We start from the raw sequence: 20,318 nt of genomic DNA on the forward strand, positions 1-20,318 counted from the left end.
CATGAGCGTGCCGGAACGGATCGCCGACGTCATCACGTCTCATTCTCGCCTCGTTCTCGTCGTCCTGCTCGTGACGACCGCGCTCGTCGGCGCCGGCATGCCGATGGTCGACGACGACTCCTCGCTCGATCAGTTCGAGAGCGAATCCGACGAGGCACAGGCCTTAGAGCGCATCGACGGCAACTTCACGAGCGACCAACAGGAGAATACGACGAGCGTCCAGATGATCACGAGAGGCGATCGAACCGACGAGAACGTCCTCACGAAGGAGTCGCTACTCGCCTCCCTCGAGTTCCAGCAGGAACTTCGGAACAACGAGTCCATCAACGAGACGCTCGTCAACGACAATCCGATCACCGGCGTAGAGAATCTGGTCGCCGTTACGGCGATCACGGACGAGCGGGTCGCCGAACTCGAGAACCGCAGCGCCGACCTCGAGGCCCGTAGCGCGGAGCTAAACGAGACGACCGCGCGGCTCGAGGAGGGACTCAACGAGACGGTCGCGTTACAGCGCGAACGCGACCAGATCGAGGCCACGTATAACGAGAGCGATCCCGAGTACCAGCAACGACCGAGCGACGAAGACTTCGCAGCCGTCGTCGAGAACGCGACGCGAGGGCTCGACGACGAGCAGGCCGCCGAGTACGAGGAGTACGTCGGCCAACTCCGCGAGATCGAGTCGCAACTGTTCGAGATCGAGCGGGAAGCCGCCGATCCGGCGTCGGTCCCCGAATACCAGGAGCTCCAGCAACAGCGCGAGGACGTCTACGCCGGCGCGACGATGGGCGTCCTCGAGACCGAGTACGAACAACTCGAGGCGGATTCCGAACAACTCGAGGCCGACTGGGCGGCGCTCGAGGAGGACGACGGACAGCCGTCGCTGGACGACCAGATCGAGGCGCTCGAGGACCTCGACGGCGAGGCGTTCAACGACACCGTCGAGCGGACGCTCTCGGACGGCGACGACGGAGAGAACTTCGCGATCGGCCTGATGCCCAGCGAGTACGAGCCGGGCAGCACCGAGGCCGACGCCCGGATGACGTCGATCACCCAGTCGACCGCCGGCGCGGATGCGGCGGGTGCGGAGGAGATGGGCGCGATCGACGACCGGACCGTCGAGAGTCAACTCGAGATCCGCGACCTCGCGAACGCCCACGACGGTGACTACGTCGTCTTCGGCGGCGGAATCGTCACCGACGAGATCGACCGTTCGATGGGCGACAGCCTCGCGATCGTCGGCCCGCTCGCGATGCTGTTCGTCGTCGTCGCCCTGCTTGTCGCCTATCGCGACCTGCTCGATATCATCCTCGGGGTGGTCGGTATCGTGGTCGTCCTCGTCTGGACGTTCGGCTTCATGGGCTGGGCCGGGATCGCGTTCAATCAGATGTTCGTCGCGGTACCCGTCCTGCTGATCGGGCTCTCGATCGACTACGCGATTCACGTCTTCATGCGGCACCGAGAACAGCGAGAGTCCGCCGGAACCGCCGACGCCAACGCCGACGGCGTCCGCGGCTCCATGACCATCGCCCTCGCCGGCGTCGGCGTCGCCCTCGTCTGGGTGACCGCGACGACCGTCATCGGCTTCCTCTCGAATCTGGTCAGTCCCATCGGTCCCATCCGCGAGTTCGGGATCGTCAGCTCCGTCGGTATCGTCGCCGCGCTGATCGTCTTCGGCGCCCTGATCCCCGCCGCCAAGGTCGAAATCGACGAGTTCCTCGAGGGCCGCGGGTACGATCGCCGCAAGCGGGCGTTCGGGACCGGCGGCGGCCGCTTCAGCGAACTCCTGACGGTCGGTTCGACTGCCGCCCGGAAGCTGCCCGCAATTCTGCTCGTGCTCGTCCTGGTGCTCTCGGCCGGCGGCGTCTACGGCGCGACGCAGGTCGACACCAGCTTCGAGCAGGAGGACTTCCTCGCGGAGGATCCGCCGGCCTGGACCGAGCGGCTGCCGGGCGGGCTGAGCCCCGGCGAGTACCAGGCCAAGGCGGACATGGAGTTCGTCAACCAGCACTTCCAGCGGGCGGACAGCCAGGCCCAGATCCTCGTCGAGGGCGAGATCGACGATCCGGCAGCGCTCGAGCGGATCGACGCGGCGCGCGACGACGCCGCGGACAGCAAGGTCGCCTACCAGCTGGCGACCGGCGAGGCGGACGTGCAGGATCCGCTGTCGACGATGGAGCGAGTCGCGGCGCAAAACGAGTCGTTCAACGAGTCGTTCGAGGCCGCCGACACCGACGACGACGGGGTGCCCGACGGGAATGTCACGGATCTCTACGACCAGTTGTTCGAGGTTGACGAGGACGCCGCCGGGCAGGTGCTCTCCCGTACCGACGGTGGCGGCGAGGGCGGCGAGGGCGGATACGAGTACGACGCCGCCCGACTAGTCATCGGCGTGCAGGGCGACGCGAGCGCCGGCGACACGACCGACGAGATGCGCGACATCGCCGGCGCGATCGAGGACGGCGCGGACGTTACCGCCGTCGCGACCGGCGATCCGATCGTCAGCTACATCGTCGAACAGGACCTGCTCGATACCGTCCTCGAGAGCCTGCTGATCACGCTGGTGGCCGTCTTCGCCTTCCTCACGGTCGCCTACTGGCTGACCGGCAACAGCGCGTCGCTGGGGATCGTAACCCTCCTGCCGGTCGCGTTCTCGGTCAGTTGGATCCTCGGGACGATGTACCTCATCGGGATGCCCTTCAACGTGCTGACGGGGATGATCACGAGCCTCACCATCGGGCTCGGCGTGGCCTACAGCATCCACGTCAGCGCGCGGTACTCGCTCGAGTTGGAACGGCAGGGTAACGTCTGGTCGGCGCTGCGAACGACCGTCACTGGCACCGGCGGCGCCCTGCTCGGCAGCGCGGCGACGACCGTCGGCGGGTTCGGGACGCTCGCGTTCGCGATCCTGCCCGCTCTCCAGCAGTTCGGCATCATCACGGCGCTGACGATCACGTACGCGTTCCTCGCGAGCGTCGTCGTCCTCCCGTCGCTGTTGGTGCTGTGGACGCGGTACCTCGGTCCCGACGTGTCCTTCGATCCGTCGGGTGCCGGCGGTCCGGCGCCGGCGGCCAGCGACGGGGGCACGCCGACCGACGAGCCTCGAACCGGCGGTAATGACAGCGGGGGTGACGACGAATGACCGACGCGATCGACGAGAGCGCGGCGGTCGACGCCTTCGAACACCTGGGGCTGACCAGCTACGAGGCCAAGGTGTTCATCGCGCTCCACCGACTCGGCGCGGGGACCGCCCGCGACGTCGCCGAGATCACCGACGTCCCGCGGTCGCAGGTCTACAGCGTGGCCGACAGCTTAGAGGAGCGGGGCCTGCTCGAGGTCCAGCAGTCGAATCCGATCCGCTACCGGCCGGTCAGCGTCGACGAGGCCCGCGAGACGCTGCGCGAGCAGTTCGAGCGCGAACAGGACCGAGCGTTCGCGTACGTCGAATCGGTACGGGACGAAGCCGCCGGCGAGGAGACCCAGGAGGACATCTGGACGATTCGGGGCCGCGACCGGATCGACGACCGCGCCGTCGACCTCCTCTCGCAAGCCGAAAAGCGGATCGTCTTCGGCACGCGGCTCCCGGAACTCGTCACCGACGCGATCCGGCGAACGCTCGAGGACCGGGCGACCGCCGGCGCGACGGTGGTGACGGTGAGCCAGATCGACGAGGTCCAGGCGGCGTTCGACTCGCTCGAGGACGTCGCGGTCGAGTCGCCGTTCATGCACCGGACGGACGACCAGCGGTCGGGGCGGATCGTGCTCGTCGACGACGACAGCATCCTGCTGAGCGTGATCGACGACGACGGGAGCGAGACGGCGATCTGGAGTTCGGGATCGCTGTTCGCGTCCGTCTTGATTCAGCTCATCGAGGCGAACGTCGAGGCCGACGTGCGGCGGACCTAACGCACCTCGCCGGCTACCCGTGCTTCGTCACGCCCCGACCACACCGATCACGATCGCGATCAGCGAACCGCGAGTATCGTTCGGACGTTGTGGACGACGACGCCGATCCCGACGCCGAGAATCGCCGCCGGAACGAGCGCGCGAAACCGGTCGTCCGGGAGCAGCAGGGAACCGCCGTAAAACACGAGCAGGATACCCACCTTGAACAGTCCAAACCGCAGCGCCGACGGCTGCTCGCCGAAGATCGCTCGAGTGAGGGGCTGTCCCTCCTCGAGGCCGTCCGTTCGAGTGCCGACGATCGTCGTGACCAGATCGCCGACGCCGTAGAAGAGGACGGCGAGCAGCCACAGTACGAGAGCCAGAGTACTCACGGTCGCGCGTTTTGAACGGGAGCGAACAGCACCCTATGCGTTTCGGCCCGTCGCGACTCGCGGCGGAACCCGGTCACTCGAGGCGGTACCGCAGCAGCGCGGCGATCCCGCCCAGATTCGACAGCTGTTGGCCCGGCGGGAACTCGCTCGAGAAGACGGTCACCTCGCCGCCTTTCTGCTCGGTCGTGCGGACGATCTGGTCGACGTCGATGTCCCACTCGCCCTCGGGACCGCGCTCCTTCCGGAGCCGATCGTCCAGGATCAGGAGCCGGTCGATCGCGCCGTAGTCGGCGGCCTGCTGGACCTCTTCGGGACCGTAGGCCGCTTTCGCGCCCTGGGCCATGCGCTCGGTGAGTTCGTCGATGTACTCGGCCTCGCTCTCGATGCGGGTCTCCTGCTGGACGTCCGCGACGGCGCCGCGTTTGAGGACCTCGTGGACGCCCCGGTCGCCGACGGCGGCCGTGTCGACCATCGTAATCTTCTCGGCGACCTCGGGCTCGTTGTCCTCGATGTACTTGTAGGCGTCCTGCTTCGTGAAGCCGGGGCCGGCCAGAATGATCGCGTCGGCGTCCTGCCGCTTGAGGACGTCCCCGAGTTCCGAGAACAGCTCCGAGCGCTCGCGGGCGTATTCACCTTTGCCGGTGGGGCCGGTGATCGTCGCCCGCTCTTCGGTCCCGTACTGGGCGACCGTGTGGACGTGAGCCTGACCCTCCTCGACGGTCGCGATGGCGACGTCCGGGTTCTCCGTGGCCTCCTCGGCCTCCTCGAGGCGAGCCTCCTGATCCGGCTTAAACCGCTTCTCGATCGAGAGTTCGTCGCGCTCCTCGACGTTCAGCGTGTGGTGGAACCCGAGCTGGTCCTCCCGCGAGCAGGCGACGATCTCGCCGCCGACCCGCAGCCGGTTCGCGAACTTGTGGAACTCGATATCCTCGACGGCGATGGCGACCCACATGTGCTCGCGCTCGCCGCCCGTGTCCCGCATCTGGTCGTCGTTGCGCTGGATGCGCCGGGTCGTATCGCCCGCGACGCGGTCGCCGGGCTCTAAAACGTACTGGAGGTGCCACAGGTCGTCGACGCTCTCGGGGACGACCGTCACCCGCTCGCGCCCGCCTTCGACCTGCTCCCGGTCTTTAATCTGCATGCGCGTGACTTCTCGCGGCGGGGGTAAGTGGGCTGCGATCCCTCGAGCGGGTGCCGTGCTCGCCGTTTTCGGCGTCGCCGCACCCGGAGTTGCCACTGTTAGGGACGCTTGGTATCTACCTTGGGAGCCAATATCTAACATGAAGCTCGCGCACGTAACGCTCTTGGAAGACTTCGGTACTCGATCGATCGCCACCCACGCGCTCATGGTGCTGGCGTTCGTGAACGCAATACTGGCAGGACTGGTCATCGGGGGTCAAGTCGGCGTCATTTCGTTCGTTGCGCTGCTCAACTTCACCGCGGGCCTGTGGGTCGCCCACTCGATCCACTCGCTCGGGAACGCCACGACCGACGACGAGTACGACGGCGTGCTGAACGAACTGTGGGACACGGGCGGTGACGCCGGAGAGGGGTTCGACACCGGCCGATTCGGTCGCCTGCTCGGGCTTATCGCGACCGTGACGGCCGTGTCCCTGTTGACCGCCGCGCAGGTCCTGGGCGGCTCGATCCTCCCGGTGGCCATCGTCGCCGTCGGCAGCATCGCGCTCGTCACCGCGATCATCGGCTTCCTGATCGCCCTCGGCGCGTCGTACGACGAGAGCCAGCAGGGGTGGCGCGACCGCATCGAGGACGCCCAAGCGCAGGACGCAGGCGAGGCCGCCAGCGATGGCGGCTCCGTCGACGGGCCGCCGTGAGCCGGCGAGCGCTCACACCAGTATCCGTTTTTTGTCGTCATCGATTCCCTCCAGCGCAGCCCGACCGGATAAAAGAAATCGAGAGGTTCAAATCCGTACCGTAGCGACCCGTAGTCGTGTCTCGACGAATGGGTCCGACGTGTCCGGTGCCGGTAGTCGGCGTCTCGCGAGCGGCGCAGTCGCAGCAGTGGACGGTTCCCCGCGGATCGGCTGGTCGATGACGGGCGCAGGGCTCCCGCGACCGTCGGGCCGAGCGGGCGTGTTCGGCACCATCTGTCTGTTCTCGTTTCTGGTCAACACCGGCCGGATCGCGTTCGCGCCGCTGGTCGACTTCTTCATTCAGTCGGGGATCAACCCGGCGACCGCGGGACTGGCGGCAACGGCCGTCTGGGTCGGCAGCGCGCTCTCCCGGCTGCCGACTGGGTATCTCCTCACGCGGATCAGCCGCCACCGCGCCCTCCTCGGTATGGGGCTCTTTCTCAGCATCACGTCCGCGCTGACCGCGCTCTCGCCCGGCATCTGGTTCACCGTCGCCGGCGCCTTCCTCGTCGGCCTCGCGACCGGCGTCTTCTTTATCGCGGCCAACCCGCTCGTGAGCGAACTGTTCCCCGAGCGGGTCGGCCTCGCGGTCGGCATCCGCGGGATGTTCTCCCAGATCGCCGCCGTCACGGCGCCGATTCTGGTCTCGGTGGCGATCGTCCGCGGCTCGTGGCGACTCGTCTTCGGGGCGCTCGCCGTCCTCGCGTTCGTCCTCACGGTGGGCTTCCAGTTCGCCGTCCGGCGCGCCGAGATGCCGACCGCCGGCGCCGACGACCGTGACTTCCTCGCCGCGATCCGCGCCCAGTGGCGGCTGATCGCCGTCGGCATCGTCTTCGTCGGCTTCACCGGCTTCGTCTGGCAGGGCGTGTTCAACTTCTACGTCACGTACCTCGGCGCCGCGAAGGGGATTCCGTCGGAGACGGGCACCACTCTGCTGACGGTGCTGTTCGCCGCCGGCGTGCCTTCGTTCGTCATCGCCGGGCGCCTCGCCGATCGGTTCTCCTATCTCCCCGTGCTGCTCGCCACGCTCGCCGGCTTCGTCGCCTGTCTCCTCGCAGTGACCGTCGTCGAGGGCGTGCTCGCGATCGCCGCCGTCACCGTCGCGATGGGACTGATCATCCACTGTCTCTTTCCGGTCGCCGACGCCTACCTGCTCGACTCGCTGCCCGACGAGAACCGCGCCAGCGCCTACGCGGGCTTCAGCGCGACGATGATGCTCATCCAGGCGACCGGCAGCGTCGCCGTCGGCGCGTTCGCGCAGGTCGGTCTGGGTTACACGGCCGTCTTCCGCGGCTACGCGCTGTTCGTCGCCGCCATCGCCGTCGCCATGGCCGTCCTCGCACGCGCCGGGCGACTCCCGCGGGGCGGCTACGCCTGACTCGAGCGGGGCGAGCGGCGCAGCTCGCTCTCCGACGCCGTCAGTCCCGAATCTGCTCGAGTTTATCCTTGGCCTTGTCGACGGCCGTATCGAACGTGTCCTCGAGTTCCTCGACCGAGCGCTCGACGTAGTAGACGCGGTTGTGCGGCACCCGCCGGACGATGTCGTTTCCCTCGTCGTCGATGTCGTAGGCGAACAGCCAGTGGTCCTGGAAGTACGCGATGTGGTCGTTGTCGACGTCGACCTCCTCGACGTCACCCTCCGACGTTTCGTAGACGATCGTTGCGGTTCCGAGTTCCGGCATACCGGACGGTCACCGTCGACACCCCTGTACGCTGGCCATGGGGCTGCCGGGGGACGCGCCGTCGACTACGTGCTCGAGGGGCTGTCACTCTCGCCACCTGCGCCGCTCTCGCCGGCGCCGGCGCTGGCGGTCGGCTCGTCCGGCTGGCCCTGTACCCCTTCGGCGTCGGATTCGTGACCGCTACCGGGGTCGCCAGCGGCCGATCGATTGTGACTTATCGGCGTCTCGTCGTCCTGCAGAATGGTGTTGTGGGGGCCGAACGCGAGGTAGACCATGACGCCGACGAAGACGGCCAACGCGAAGATGATGGCGGCAGTGATCCCGACCGTCGTACTGCTCTGCAGCGGGATCGCCGTCGACGCGATGCTTCCGATCGATACGATGCTCAAAACGTTCACACCCGCGCTATCGGATACGCCGTAATGAGCCTTCAGCCGAAGTGCATCGGTGGTCGGCTCGGCGCCTCGAGCAAGCGGCGCTCGGGCGAATCTAATTTCGAGATCGGAATCGCGCTAAATTCGGGAGTAACCAGCAAATCGTGAGAGTCGTCCCCTCACACGTCCGTCTATATCACCTAGTATTCTATGGTCGGTATTATAAGAAGGCTCTTCAGTGCTGACTCGCTTCGCTCCGGTGATGGCAATCCAGAACCAGACGACTGATGCGTTCGAGTGCCCCGAGTGTGCCGGCGCGCTTTCCTTTACCGACGGCGCCTGGGGCTGTACGAACTGCAGCTACGTGCCGCGACAGAGCGCCGATTAAGTTCGCGGCACCGCCTCCCGCTTCCAACTGTACCGCTTTCGATCGACGATCCGCCGTACTGACGCTCGAGTCGGAGGCCGATGGCCGAATCGAACGGTCGGATCCGTTCCTCGCAGCGAGGCTCTACTAATCCTCCGCGATCCGGCTCCCGCCCGGCGGCATGAAGTGCTGAATCCGGTCCGGACTCGCGATCTTGCGGACGAAGGACTCGTCCTCGAACCGCTCGCGGAACCGGCGGTACATCCGCTTTGCCGCGTCGGCCTGGGCGTACCGACCGGGCTCGAGTTCGATCGTCGTCTCGGCCTGGCCCTCGACGGCCGACGGCGGGCCGCCGATGACGCGGGTGTAGGGCTCGCACTGGATCCCGACGGCGACGCCGACCGCCGTGTCGTCGTAGTAGGTTCGGTCGCCGCGGATCGCGAACCCGCCCTTCTCGAGGTATTCGCCGCTTTCCGGCGTCTTCGTCACCTGATCCGAGTCGACGGCGTAGACGTCGCCGGCGTAGCGGCCGTCCTTCCACACCGAGGAGTAGGAGACGGCGAACTGGGCGGCCTCCTCGATGCTCGATTCGGGTAGTTCGATGTCGTGCGAGGACGCCTCGCTCGGGTCCGTCGCCTTCAGCACGGTAACGGGGCCGCCGTGGGCCTGCGTGTGGAGCACCTTGTCGCCGGGCTCTAAGTACTTCTTGACGATCTCCTCGTTCTGGTCGGCGTTGCGGCCGCCGATCACGAGGTAGTCGTCGCTGGTGTGGAACCAGCGGAACCGGTCGTACCAGGGCTCGTTCTCGCGAATCGGCACGGAGGGCATGGCGAGCCAGTCGCGGTCGTCCTGCTCGTCGTCCTCGTCGTCATCCCCTTCGTCGGCGTCCTCGGCCTCCCACTGCTCGCGGCGGCGTTTGGCCTCCTCGAGGTCCTCGCGAGTGTCTTCGATGGCCGCGAGCGCGCCCTCCTTCTTCTCCTCGACGCGCTTGGCCTCGGTGTAGAGGCGGTCGGCGTTCTGCTCGACGCCCTGCCGGGCCTCGAGGTCGATCCGCTCGCCGTCGATATCGACGGTCACGACCCCCTCGCTGCTGTCGATGCCGACGACCGCCTCGGCGGCCTCGATGCCGCGCTCCTTGCCCTCCTCGAAGCGCTCCTCGATCTCGTCCCAGGGGCGGTCCTGGTCGCGGGCGTTCCGGATCGTCGAAAGGATGTCGTCGACCAGCCCGTACCGGGCGTACAGCAGCTCCGCCTTCTCGCGGAGTTGCTCGGCTTCCTGCTCGAAGCCCTCGATCGCTCCCTGCTGTTGCTCGATGATCCGCTCGTACTTGGCGATCTCCTCCTCGAAGTCGGGCCGCTGTTCGGTCGGGTCCGGTTCTTCCTCGTCCTCGAGTTCGAGCCGGAAGAAGTAGTCGTCCAGGGCGGTCAGGAACGAGTCGTAGGCCTCGCCGGCCAGTCCTTCGGCTTCGTGTTCCTCGAGCGGGAACGGGGTGACGTCGACGACGCGCTCCGGGACATCGCCCTCGCCCTCATCATCGCCATCGCCGTTCCCGTCATCGTCCTCGCGCTCGAGGTACAGCCGCGGGTCGAAGTTCCCGTTCCGGATATCGAGCGCGAGTCGCTCGATCGCCTCGTAGATCCGGTCGTAGACGTCCTCGTCGGCCTCGGCGATGTCCATCGCCTTCTCGACGCCGGCGCGGGTACAGAGTTCCTCGGCGTAGAGGCCGCCGAAGTTCAGTTGCGTCGCCAGGGTTCGGACGACGTCCGTATCGGAGTCGTCCATCTCCCGGTAGAACGCGTCCCGCGAGACGGTCAGGGGGTTCGTCCGCGTGTCCGGGAACTCGTAGCGCGATCCCGGAACGACGGTTCGGGATTTCAGGCGGACGGTCTCGAGGCAGTCGATCACCTCGTACTCGCCGTCGGTGACGGCGACGTTGCCCTGCCCGAACAGTTCGACGATGATCCGGGTGGTGCCGTCGTCGCGCTCGAAGGTGAACTCGAGGATGCGGTCGAACTCGTACTGCTCGACGCCGGCGAAGTCCGCGCCCGAGAGCCGGTTGCGCAGCATCATCGCGAACTGGGGCGGCCGGCCGGGCGCGTCGGGTACCCGCTCCTGGGCGACCGTGTGGGCCCGCTTGACCTCGCCGACCTCGAAGAGCAACTCGGTGCGGCCCCGATCGAAGTCCCGCATCTTCAGCCGGACGAGATCGTCGCCGTAGAGGTAGGCCTTGTCGACCTTCGCGCCCTCGTACGCGCCGAGTTCTTCGACGAGGGCGGCGAGGTCGACGCTCGTAAGCTCCCGCTTCTGATCCATACTCTCAACTGCCCGGCGCGGTCAAAAAGGCGTGTCGCTCCGCGTTTCGGGGCGACGGCGCCGAACCGACCGAATGTAATCGCGACCGAGTCGTCGGATACGGGTGGAACGCGGTCAGAAAGCCTAATCCGAATCCGCCCGTTTCGGACAACTATGCACACGATCGTCGCCGAAACGAGCGTTCCGCCGACGCGAGCCGGGTCTCCGGTCGCCGCTCGAACCGCTACTCGAGTTCGAGACCGCGGAGGTCGGTGAGACGATGAGCGCACCGAACCAGCGCCCCTGGGCCGAGGTCCACCGGATCCCCTCCTTCCTCGAGCGCCTCGAAGAAGAGGGCGGCGTTCGGGTCCTCGAGTTCGTCGACGAACTCGTCGGCGAGGGCTCGCTCCCGATCGACCCCGAGGGCGTCGTCTACCACGACCGCGGGATCCGCGTGCCCGGCTACGACGCCACCTTCGTCCACGAGCCGACCGGCTCGCGGGGCCGGCCCGCGTTCAGCCTCGAGGTCGACTCGATCGGGCCGCGAAATACGTGGGCCGTCTTCGACGCGACGGTCTCGTGGGACTTCTACCTCCTTATGACCCAGGGCGTGGCGGCGCTCGCCTGGGTGAGCGACGAGGAGTACCGCATCGAGGAGGCCGACGAGTTCGAGACGAAACACGACGCGCTGACCGCGGGCCGATTCTCGTTCGGCGTCTTCCTCTACGGCCCCGAGGATTGGACCGAACGGGCCGACCAGCTCCGACAGACCACTTCGCCCGCGTACCTCCGCCGCGAGGACGGCTCTACTGTCGTCCCGTCCACGCAAAACGAGTTCTACCGGTACGTCGACGCGACGCCGACCGAGTTCCGCACCAGCGGCAACGCCGATTCGTATCTCGGGCTGCTGGAACTCGAGTTGACGATCGACTGAGCGTCGACTTCGTTTCGGTTCCGGTTCCGGTTCCAGTTCCGGTTCTGAGTTCGATTCCAGTTTCGGCGTCGGCCACCGGTCGTTCCTCCCCTCCGTTCTACCCCTCATCGCTCGCAACCTCGCCCTCGAATCACTTCGAACTGCGCGACCGCCCCTACTCGTCGAACTCCCGTTCCCGCTCGAGTTGCTGACAGCCGACGACCAGCGAGTCGGGAAGCGCCGCGGCGGACGACTGGAGCGACTCGAACACCGCGGCGACCTCCTCGAACCGCGGGCCTCGAGTTGCAACGAACGGATCGGTGTCCCACTCGACGAACTCGTAGTCGGCTAACAGCGGCAGATGTCGGTGCACGAGGTCGCGTCGCAGGGGCTCCGGCTCCACGGGGACGTTCGGGTTGATCGCGCGTTCCGGCAAGGGAACCGATTTGCCCGACGAAACGTCCAGCAGCGAGACGATAAGCTGTCGACGCGGTTCGGCGGAGGCAGCCTCGAAGACCCGATCCCAGTTCTGGATAACCCGCTTCCCGTTCTCGTAGCGTGTAGCCGACATACCGCCCGATTTCGCGCAAACCGGCTAAACTATTTCGATAATTATAATATTTTTAATCATTATAGTACTGTTAAAACTAGCAGTCGACGCGTCAAACGGCGGATTACGGCCACTTGGTGAACGATGATGTTCTCTCAACTCGGGCCGTCGATAGAGACCACCGATGGAACGAGTGGCAAAATAGATTCTGTGTATGGGAACGGTATTCCATCCGTCCGCACGATCGTTCGCAGAGATGCTAATCAGTTATCGGCGCTTCGCAACCCAGCAGTGAGCGGCCCGAGCCGGCAGCGATTTGTCCGTTCGGGATCGACGTGCGGATATGTCGTCGCTGGAGGAAGTCCTCGTGGTTGCGACCATCGCCGGCTGTACGACCGGGATCGGCGCGCTACCGCTGTTGCTCACCGATCGGATCAGCCACCGCGTCTACGACGGCTCGCTCGGCCTCGCCTCGGGAATCATGGTCGGCGCGGCCGTCTTCGCGCTCGTGCTCCCCGGCCTCGAGCTCGGCTCGCCGTTCGAAGTCGTCGCGGGGCTCGTCGCCGGTGGCGGCTTCCTGCTCGCGAGCAACGCGCTCTTGCCCCACATCCACGTGCTCTTCCCCGGGGAGCAGGTCGAGGGAACGCGACTCCGCGATCCGGCCGGCGACCTCCCGACGCTGTCGGAGCGCGTTGAATCGGGGCCCGACGACGGCCTCGGCGACGATCTCCGCCGCGCCGCGCTGGTCGGCGCCGCGATCACGATCCACAACGTCCCGGAGGGGCTGGCCGTCGGGATCGCCTTCGCCAGCGGCGAGGCCGCGCTGGGGCTGGCCATCGCGACGGCGATCGCCGTCCAGAACGTCCCCGACGGGTTCGCGATGGCCGTCCCCTCGGTCCGCGCGGGCGTCTCCGGCCCGCGGACGCTGCTCTACACGACGCTGTCGGGCGGCGTCCCGGAACCGATTGCTGCGGCCGTCGGCTTCCTGCTGGTCGCGGTCGTCTCGAACCTGTTCCCCATCGCGGCCGGCTTCGCCGCCGGCGCGATGATCGCCGTCGTCTTCCGCGAGCTGGTCCCCTCGAGCCACGGCCACGGCCACGCCGATATCGCAACCGCGGCGTTCGTCGCCGGCTTCGCGCTGATGCTGATCGTCGATACGGTGCTTGCGGTCTGACCTCGAGCTATCGCGCCACGGAGATGGAGACGTATTCAGGCCCGTCTTGATCCGCCTCGACGGCATTCCTTCGCGACGAAGATGGCCCCCGATTACTACACGAAAGCGGACTTCGTCGACGACCTCGAGGTCGATCCCGACCGCTTCGACGATCGACCGGACGAGGAAACCCTCGAGACCGTCGTCTCCAACGTCGAGGAACGAAATATCGTGGTCCACGTTTTCGACGACGGTGACGACGCCCGTGACCATCTGGCCGATCAGATTCCCGACGGTGCCGAAGTGATGGACGGCCACTCGACGACGCTCGAGGAGATCGGCTTCACGGACGTGCTCGCGGCGGCCGACGGCTTCGAGTACGCCGGCAACGCACTCGAGGAGATCGACGACGACGAAGAGCGTTCGACCCGCCGTCGCGAGGCGACCACCGCCGACGTCTTCTTCGACGGCGCGAACGCGATCGCCGAGAGCGGCGAAATCCTCGGCGCGAACGCGCTGGGCAACGCCGTCGGCGCCTGGCCCTTCGGCGCCGAATCGCTCGTCCTCGTCGCGGGCACGAACAAGATCGAGTCCGACTGGGAGACCGCCGTCGAGCGCATTCGCGAGTACGCGCTCCCGCTCGAGGACGCCCGCGCACGGGAGGTCTACGGCCAGGGCAGCGTCGTCGGGAAGCTCGTCTCGCTCGAGCACGAGCGGGTCGACGACCGCACGCAGTTGGTGTTGATCGACGACGAGCTCGGGTTCTGACGCACTCCCGCACTGCCGGCAGGAACTGCGGGCCCGTCGGCCCGCGTTTCCGCCACCGGTGGCCTTTTCTCGCGGATCGGCCAACGCTTCGGCATGACCTTCGTCTCGAGGCTCCGGAACCGCGAGTCGCTCGTCGGCACCTGGGTCGCCCTGAGCGATCCGGCGATCGCCGAGATCAGCGCCCAGCTCGCGTTCGATGCCGTGATGATCGACGCCGAGCACTCGACGAACTCGATCGAGACGGTGACGGCAATGGCCCGGGCGGTCGACGCCGCGGCCGTCGAGGCCGAAACCGATCCCGGAACGATCGTTCGCCTCTCGGAGAACGATCCGACGGAGATCAAGCGCACCCTCGACGCCGGCGTCGACGGCGTGATGGCGCCGATGATCGACTCGGCCGAGGACGCCCGAAACCTCGTCGCGGCGACCCGCTACCCGCCCGAGGGCGTCCGCGGCGTCGGCTACGGTCGCGGCACCGAGTACGGGGAAGCGTTCCCCGAACACCTCGAGCGGGCCAACGCCGAGACCCTCGCGCTCGCCCAGATCGAGACCGAATCCGGGTTCGAGAACGTCGAGGAGATCGCCGCCGTCGACGGCCTCGACGGACTGTTCGTCGGCCCGGCCGACCTCTCGGCCGCACTGGATCTGTTCGGCGAGACGGACGGCGACGAGTTTCTGGAAGCGGTCGACCGCGTGCTCGAGGCGGGCCACGCGGTCGATAAGCCGGTCGCGACGCTCGCGTTCGAGGAGGACGAGATCGAGCGGTGGGTCGACCGCGGTTTCGACTTCGTGCTGGCCGGCGTCGACATCGACTACCTCCAGCGCGGCGGTCGGCGGGCGAAGGCGGCGTTCGAGGACGCGATCGACCGTTCGTAATCCGTCCACGCTCGAGGAGGAGTTCGTCCGCGCCGACGAGGAGTTCTCGTTCCCGTACGGGTTCAAGCACGGGACGATCCTGCCGATCACGGACGAGGAGTACGAGCGTCTGCAGGAGTACGAGAAGGATCCGTCGGAGCGGTAGCGAGCGCCGGTAATCGTTTCATCCGTCGCCGTTCACACCGCGCTCGGAGAGCGATCGTCGTTCGCGATCCGCTCTCGGAGTCGCTTGTAGGGACGACGCCGTTGTTTACCTCGTCTTCGGCCGTCTCCACCCATCGCGCCTTGCGGTCACGAAAACTCGATACCGTCGTTTTCGATGTAGATCTGGTGCATGTCGGCGTCGTCCGCCGTCGCTCGGACGAGTAGCGTCTCGGTAGTCGACGGTCCGTCTCGGACCGCTACGGATATCGTGTACTCGCCGTCCGTCTCGAAGACGTCCTCGATCGGCGTGTTCGGCCGGCCGTGCCCCTCGACGACGGGTACGTCGAACGTCTCGGAGAGGAGGGTTCCGCCCGACTCGTCGGTAACGGCGAGGGTAACCGTAACCGGCGATTGGGTCTCGTTCACGAGAATGAGATCCGCCGATCCTTCTGGCCCGCCTTCGACGGCGGCGGAACAGCCGGCGAGTACGCCGGTGGCGCCGGTGGCGAACGTGTAGAGGACGGTTCTGCGGGAGGACATTATGATCCGATTGGCGTATGCCTGCAAATAACCGCCGATTTCTGCCAGAATCCGCTACCGCCCGTCCGATCTGTAGCCGAATTCGACCGTCGGCGACCGCTACAGTCGTTTGCTCACGTACGGCCCGTCCTGGTGGTAGCCGAGCTTGTTCCGGTAGTACTCGCGAGCGCCGATACCGGAGATGACGCTGACCTTGTCGTAGCCCGCGTCGGCGGCGAGTTCCTCGGCTTTCTCCATCAGTCGGCGGCCGTAGCCCTTGTGCTGGTGTTGATCCGTCTCGCCCTCCTCGCCCATGGTCACTTCGCTGCCGTAGACGTGGAGTTCGCGGACCAGGGCGGCGTTCTCGAGTTCCGGCCGGACGGGATCATTGGGGAACCGGAGCCGGCAGAAGCCGATCAGGAGGTCCTTGTCGAAGTCCTCGAAGGAGATGAAATGTTCCGTGCCGCCGCAGGCGTCGTAGGTCATCACGTCGAGGTCGACGTTCTCGGGTTCCTCGTCGTTCATCCCGACCTCGCGACAGCGGATGCAGTCGCAGGACCAGCCGTGCTCGTCCATGCGCTGGCGGGCCAGTTGCCGGAGGTTGGACTTCCAGACGCCGGCGTCGATGAAGTCGGCCGGAATGTCCCGCTGGACGCGCTGCAGGCGCGTGTATCGGGGGATCATGTCCTTGATCTCCGCGATCAGTTCGGCGGCCTCGTCGTTGCCCAGCGGCTCGAACTCGCCGCGGTGCCACCAGTCGTAGGTCGCCGTGTCGCGGACGATCAGCATCGGGTAGATCTTCAAATAATCGGGCTTCCACTCCTCCTCCTCGAAGATGCGCCGGAAGTCCTCGAGGCACATCTCCTTGGACATGCCGGGCTGGCCGGGCATCATGTGGAAGCCGACCTTGAACGCCGAGTCCCGAAGCCGCTGGTTGGCGTCCATCGACTCCTGCACGCCGTGGCCGCGGTGCATCTCCCGGTTGACCCGCTCGTAGGTCGTCTGGACGCCGACCTCGACCTTCGTCCCGCCCAGATCGAGCATCCGGTCGATCTGCTCGGGGTCGCACCAGTCGGGCTTGGTCTCGAAGGTGGTCCCGATGTTGCGGACGTCCGCGGTCTCGTTTTCGGCGATCACGTCCTCGAGGTACTTGAACTCGTACTCCTCGGGATCCTGCGCAAAGCTCTCGCCCTCGGCCGGTTCGGGCTCCTTGTCGACGTCGTAGTCGTTCATCGCCTCGAGGGCGCGCTTGACGAACCACTCCTGGTAGTCGTGCGAGCGGGCGGTCATGGTGCCGCCCATCAGGATGAGTTCGACCTTGTCGACGGGGTGGCCGATCTCCCGCAACTGCTCGAGGCGCAGCGTCACCTGCCCGTAGGGATCGTAATCGTTCTGGACGCCGCGTGCTGCGGCGGGTTCCTCGCCCGTGTAGCTCTGGGACGACGAAAATTCGGAGTCGGGCCCGCCCGGACAGTAGAGACACTTTCCGTGCGGACAGCGCTCGGGCGAGGTCATGATCGCGACCGGCGAGACTCCCGATGCGGTGCGGACCGGCTTGCGCTGGAGCACCGCCTCGAGATCCTCGCGGTGCTCCTGTGGCGCGTAGTCGAGCAACTCGGAGTTTTTCGGCACCTTCGGGGCCGAGTGCTCCGAGCAGGCCTCGAGTTTGGCCTTCTCGACCTCGTCGCGCTCGATCTCGCCCGCGAGGATCCGGTCGACTAGCGTCTCACAGACCTGCCGGAAGGCGTCGGTTTCCGTGGGATCGTCGGAATCGGGCGTCTCGGTACTCACTACTCGATTTTGGTCGCCCGCGGCGAATAAGCGTGTCGGAGTCGCGGCTGACGGCGCCGACGGCCGATGTCGGGCTCCGCCTTACCCCTCGCAGAACGCTTCGATCGAGCCGCGCTTCGGTGTCAGTAGTGGTCGTACTGACCGTCATCGGGAATATCGGCGCGGCCCTCACGTCTCGCGCTTTCTTGCCGAACCGTTAAATCACGCCTGTGTGTAAGATAGCAGACGTGCCTCCCGAGTTGTCGATCGTGCTTTCGGCGGTCGCGCTGCCGTTCGTAGTCGCGGGGCTGACGCCCCTCTTATACCGATTCCTCGGAGAGTACGTCGGCTACGCCGGCGCCGCGGTCGCGCTGACCTGCTTCGGCCTGCTCGCTTCGCAGTACGGCACCGAGGGCCCCGTCGAACTCGCCTGGATTCCGTCGCTCGAGATCGCGATGCAGTTCTACGTCGACGGCTGGGCCCTCCTCTTTGCCCTCCTCGCGAGCGGCATCGGGACCCTCATCTTCCTCTACTCGCCGGCGTACATGCACGGCGAGTCCCACCTCACGCGCTTCTACGCCGCCCTGCTCGCCTTTATGGGCTCGATTATCGGCGTCGCGCTGGCGGCCAACCTCGTCGCGATCTTTCTGTTCTGGGAACTGACCAGCCTCTGCTCGTTCATCCTGATCGGCCACTACACCGAGGACGAGTCCTCCAAGTACGCCGCCCGGATGGCGATGTTCATCACCGTCGGCGGCGGCCTCTTCCTGCTTGTCGGCCTCCTCATGCTGTCGATCGTCGCCGGCGACGCGATCGGCGCGGCGGCGACGTTCGACCTCGTCGCGATGCTCGAGAACCCCGAGGCGATGCAGCAGGGGCTCCGCGAGCGCGGCCTCTTCGTCCCCGTACTGCTCCTGCTGGCGGTCGGCGCGGGGACCAAGTCCGCGCAGGTGCCGGTCCACTTCTGGCTGCCGAACGCGATGGCGGCCCCGACGCCGGTCTCGGCGTTCCTGCACTCGGCGACGATGGTGAAAGTCGGCGTCTACTTCATCGGCCGGGTGCGGCCGCTGCTCGTCGGCGAGGAGTGGCTGTTCCTGTTCGCGACGCTCGGGTTGACGACGATGACCGTCTGTGCGATCATGGCCGTCGCGTCGACGGACATCAAGGAACTGCTCGCGTACTCGACCGCGAGCCACCTCGGGTTGATGGTCGCCGGTTTCGGCTTCACGTCGGTCTACGGCGCCGAAACGGGCGTTTTCCACCTGCTGAACCACGCGCTGTTCAAGGCCGCGCTGTTCCTCATCGCCGGCATCATCGCCCACGAGGCCGGCACGAGAGAGATCGCGAACTTGAGCGGGCTCCGGCGGGACCTACCGATCACCGCGGCGATGACGACCGTCGTTGCACTCTCGATGGCCGGCATTCCGCCCTTCAACGGCTTCTACTCGAAGGAACTGCTGTTCGAAGCGGCCGTGGAGGCGAGCCACTACCACGACATCGGACTCCTGGGCTTGCTCTACCCCGCCGTCGCCGTCTTCGGGAGCATCTTCACCGTCCTCTACTCGCTGAAGTTCCTCTCGCTGTTCTTCGGCGAGCGGCCGGAGGCGCTCGGCCACGTCCACCGGCCCGGCGTCACGCTGCTCGTCTCGCCGGCCGTGCTGGCGCTGCTTGCGGCCGTCGTCAGCGTTCGACCCCAACTCGCGATCGACGCGATCGTCCAGTCCGGCGTCGACGCGACGGCCGTCGATCCCCACGAGATGCACGTCGGCATCCCGACGTCGTACTCGCCCGCAGTCGGGATGAGCATCGTCACGATCGGCGTCGGCCTGCTGGCGTTCCCGTTCTACGACCGACTCCACGACGGTATCCGCGCGATTCCGCACACCCTGCCGCCGACGAGCGCGAACTGGTGGTACGACGCCATCGTCGGCAACCTCACCGGCGCGGGCGCGTGGTTCGGCTCGCGGGTCCACAACGGCCTGCTGCGAACCTACGCGACGTGGACGCTGCTGGCCACCGCCGCCCTCGCGCTGGCGGGGTTCGTCGCAACGGGTGCCGTGACGGCGACCGTCTTCGGCCTCGAGACGCCGCTGGCGATCGGGCTCGTGCTGGTCGTCGCGGTCGCCGCCGGACTCGCGGTCGTGACTTCCGATTCCCACGTTGCGGGCGTGCTCACGCTCTCGATTCTGGGCTTCATGGTCGCGATCTTCTACATCCTCGGCAGCGCGCCGGACCTCGCGCTGACCCAGTTGGTCGTCGAGACGCTCGTGTTGCTGATCTTTCTGCTCGTGATCGAGGAGATTCCCGAGTACTACGAGGTCAGCCTCGGCGAGTACGCCCGCGATGCGGTCGTTTCCGTCGCCGTCGGCGCGACCGTGTTCGTCACCGTGCTCGTCGCGACCGACGCTCGCCCCGCCGGGAGCACGGACATCGCCGAGGCCTACGCCAATCTGGCGGTCCCCGAGGGCGGCGGCACCAACATCGTCAACGTGACCCTCGTGGATTTCCGCGGTTTCGACACCCTCGGCGAGCTCGTCGTCGTCGCGCTCGCTGCGATCTCGATCCTCACGCTGATCGTCATGCGGGCCGGCGGTACCGGCGGCGCCGACGGGACTGCCCCCATCGAGGACAGCACCAGTCGCACTCGAGGTGATGACGAATGAGACGGAGCCGACAGCCTTCGACGGTAGTATCGACGCGAGACGACCGGGAGCGAAAAGGACACCGAACCCCCACCCGCAGTCGCCGACACCGGACCCCCA

At 66.7% G+C, this 20,318-nt stretch carries 18 protein-coding genes; 10 read left to right on the forward strand and 8 right to left on the reverse strand.

Annotation, left to right across the window (positions count from 1 at the left end; translation table 11 throughout):
• Position 1: 1 nt before the first annotated feature.
• Both ATJ93_RS04690 and ATJ93_RS04695 read left to right on the forward strand, forming a co-directional pair.
• On the forward strand, positions 2 to 3,139 hold the full coding sequence (locus ATJ93_RS04690; RefSeq protein WP_120243440.1) for an MMPL family transporter: 3,138 nt from the start codon (positions 2 to 4) through the stop codon (positions 3,137 to 3,139).
• Positions 3,136 to 3,903 carry a TrmB family transcriptional regulator gene (locus ATJ93_RS04695; protein ID WP_120243441.1) on the forward strand — a complete coding sequence of 256 codons (768 nt, stop codon included), beginning with the start codon at positions 3,136 to 3,138 and terminating at the stop codon, positions 3,901 to 3,903. Before ATJ93_RS04690 ends, ATJ93_RS04695 begins: the two co-directional genes overlap by 4 nt.
• 59 nt (positions 3,904 to 3,962) lie before the next feature.
• Here ATJ93_RS04695 and ATJ93_RS04700 read toward each other — a convergent pair whose 3' ends face one another.
• Both ATJ93_RS04700 and ATJ93_RS04705 read right to left on the reverse strand, forming a co-directional pair.
• Positions 3,963 to 4,274: a hypothetical protein gene (locus ATJ93_RS04700; RefSeq protein WP_120243442.1), complete on the reverse strand. Its 312-nt coding sequence runs from the start codon at positions 4,272 to 4,274 to the stop codon at positions 3,963 to 3,965.
• 73 nt (positions 4,275 to 4,347) lie between these two features.
• Complete coding sequence (locus tag ATJ93_RS04705) at positions 4,348 to 5,415, reverse strand: mRNA surveillance protein pelota (RefSeq protein ID WP_120243443.1); 1,068 nt, start codon at positions 5,413 to 5,415, stop codon at positions 4,348 to 4,350.
• 139 nt (positions 5,416 to 5,554) lie between these two features.
• On the opposite strand from ATJ93_RS04705, the gene ATJ93_RS04710 reads away from it, so the two are divergent.
• Both ATJ93_RS04710 and ATJ93_RS04715 read left to right on the forward strand, forming a co-directional pair.
• Positions 5,555 to 6,109, forward strand: coding sequence for a hypothetical protein (locus tag ATJ93_RS04710; protein WP_120243444.1), 555 nt, complete (start codon positions 5,555 to 5,557; stop codon positions 6,107 to 6,109).
• Positions 6,110 to 6,326: 217 nt separating this feature from the next.
• Positions 6,327 to 7,526, forward strand: a complete 1,200-nt coding sequence (locus ATJ93_RS04715) for an MFS transporter (protein ID WP_245977506.1) — start codon at positions 6,327 to 6,329, stop codon at positions 7,524 to 7,526.
• 40 nt (positions 7,527 to 7,566) lie between these two features.
• On the opposite strand, the gene ATJ93_RS04720 is transcribed toward ATJ93_RS04715, so the two are convergent.
• Both ATJ93_RS04720 and ATJ93_RS23220 read right to left on the reverse strand, forming a co-directional pair.
• Positions 7,567 to 7,830, reverse strand: coding sequence for a hypothetical protein (locus ATJ93_RS04720; protein WP_120243446.1), 264 nt, complete (start codon positions 7,828 to 7,830; stop codon positions 7,567 to 7,569).
• Between the two features lie 65 nt (positions 7,831 to 7,895).
• A complete protein-coding gene (locus ATJ93_RS23220; protein ID WP_147376625.1) occupies positions 7,896 to 8,219 on the reverse strand; it encodes a hypothetical protein in 324 nt (107 codons plus the stop codon).
• Positions 8,220 to 8,466: 247 nt separating this feature from the next.
• Here ATJ93_RS23220 and ATJ93_RS24315 point away from each other — a divergent pair, with 247 nt between their 5' ends.
• Positions 8,467 to 8,592, forward strand: coding sequence for a hypothetical protein (locus ATJ93_RS24315; RefSeq protein WP_281271527.1), 126 nt, complete (start codon positions 8,467 to 8,469; stop codon positions 8,590 to 8,592).
• 126 nt (positions 8,593 to 8,718) lie between these two features.
• Here the strand turns inward: ATJ93_RS24315 and rqcH are convergent, their stop codons facing one another.
• Positions 8,719 to 10,884: a ribosome rescue protein RqcH gene (rqcH, locus tag ATJ93_RS04730; protein ID WP_120243448.1), complete on the reverse strand. Its 2,166-nt coding sequence runs from the start codon at positions 10,882 to 10,884 to the stop codon at positions 8,719 to 8,721.
• Between the two features lie 259 nt (positions 10,885 to 11,143).
• On the opposite strand from rqcH, the gene ATJ93_RS04735 reads away from it, so the two are divergent.
• Positions 11,144 to 11,797 carry a hypothetical protein gene (locus ATJ93_RS04735; protein WP_120243449.1) on the forward strand — a complete coding sequence of 218 codons (654 nt, stop codon included), beginning with the start codon at positions 11,144 to 11,146 and terminating at the stop codon, positions 11,795 to 11,797.
• A 154-nt stretch (positions 11,798 to 11,951) separates the two neighbouring features.
• On the opposite strand, the gene ATJ93_RS04740 is transcribed toward ATJ93_RS04735, so the two are convergent.
• Entirely contained in the window at positions 11,952 to 12,347 is a 396-nt protein-coding gene (locus ATJ93_RS04740; protein ID WP_120243450.1) for a hypothetical protein, read from the reverse strand.
• A gap of 322 nt (positions 12,348 to 12,669) precedes the next feature.
• Between ATJ93_RS04740 and ATJ93_RS04745 the strand changes: the two genes are divergently transcribed.
• The 3 genes from ATJ93_RS04745 (at position 12,670) to ATJ93_RS04755 (ending at position 15,123) form a co-directional block, all read left to right on the forward strand.
• Positions 12,670 to 13,500: a ZIP family metal transporter gene (locus ATJ93_RS04745; RefSeq protein WP_120243451.1), complete on the forward strand. Its 831-nt coding sequence runs from the start codon at positions 12,670 to 12,672 to the stop codon at positions 13,498 to 13,500.
• An 81-nt stretch (positions 13,501 to 13,581) separates the two neighbouring features.
• A complete protein-coding gene (locus tag ATJ93_RS04750; protein ID WP_120243452.1) occupies positions 13,582 to 14,247 on the forward strand; it encodes a lactate utilization protein in 666 nt (221 codons plus the stop codon).
• A gap of 93 nt (positions 14,248 to 14,340) precedes the next feature.
• Positions 14,341 to 15,123: an HpcH/HpaI aldolase family protein gene (locus ATJ93_RS04755; protein WP_120243453.1), complete on the forward strand. Its 783-nt coding sequence runs from the start codon at positions 14,341 to 14,343 to the stop codon at positions 15,121 to 15,123.
• Positions 15,124 to 15,414: 291 nt separating this feature from the next.
• Here ATJ93_RS04755 and ATJ93_RS04765 read toward each other — a convergent pair whose 3' ends face one another.
• Both ATJ93_RS04765 and ATJ93_RS04770 read right to left on the reverse strand, forming a co-directional pair.
• A complete protein-coding gene (locus ATJ93_RS04765; RefSeq protein WP_120243454.1) occupies positions 15,415 to 15,807 on the reverse strand; it encodes a hypothetical protein in 393 nt (130 codons plus the stop codon).
• A gap of 99 nt (positions 15,808 to 15,906) precedes the next feature.
• Complete coding sequence (locus ATJ93_RS04770; protein WP_120243455.1) at positions 15,907 to 17,577, reverse strand: tRNA uridine(34) 5-carboxymethylaminomethyl modification radical SAM/GNAT enzyme Elp3; 1,671 nt, start codon at positions 17,575 to 17,577, stop codon at positions 15,907 to 15,909.
• 227 nt (positions 17,578 to 17,804) lie between these two features.
• Here ATJ93_RS04770 and mbhE point away from each other — a divergent pair, with 227 nt between their 5' ends.
• A complete protein-coding gene (gene mbhE, locus ATJ93_RS04775) occupies positions 17,805 to 20,219 on the forward strand; it encodes a hydrogen gas-evolving membrane-bound hydrogenase subunit E (RefSeq protein ID WP_120243456.1) in 2,415 nt (804 codons plus the stop codon).
• Positions 20,220 to 20,318: the final 99 nt, after the last annotated feature.

The organism is Halopiger aswanensis, from assembly GCF_003610195.1.
Taxonomy (GTDB): Archaea; Halobacteriota; Halobacteria; order Halobacteriales; family Natrialbaceae; genus Halopiger; species Halopiger aswanensis.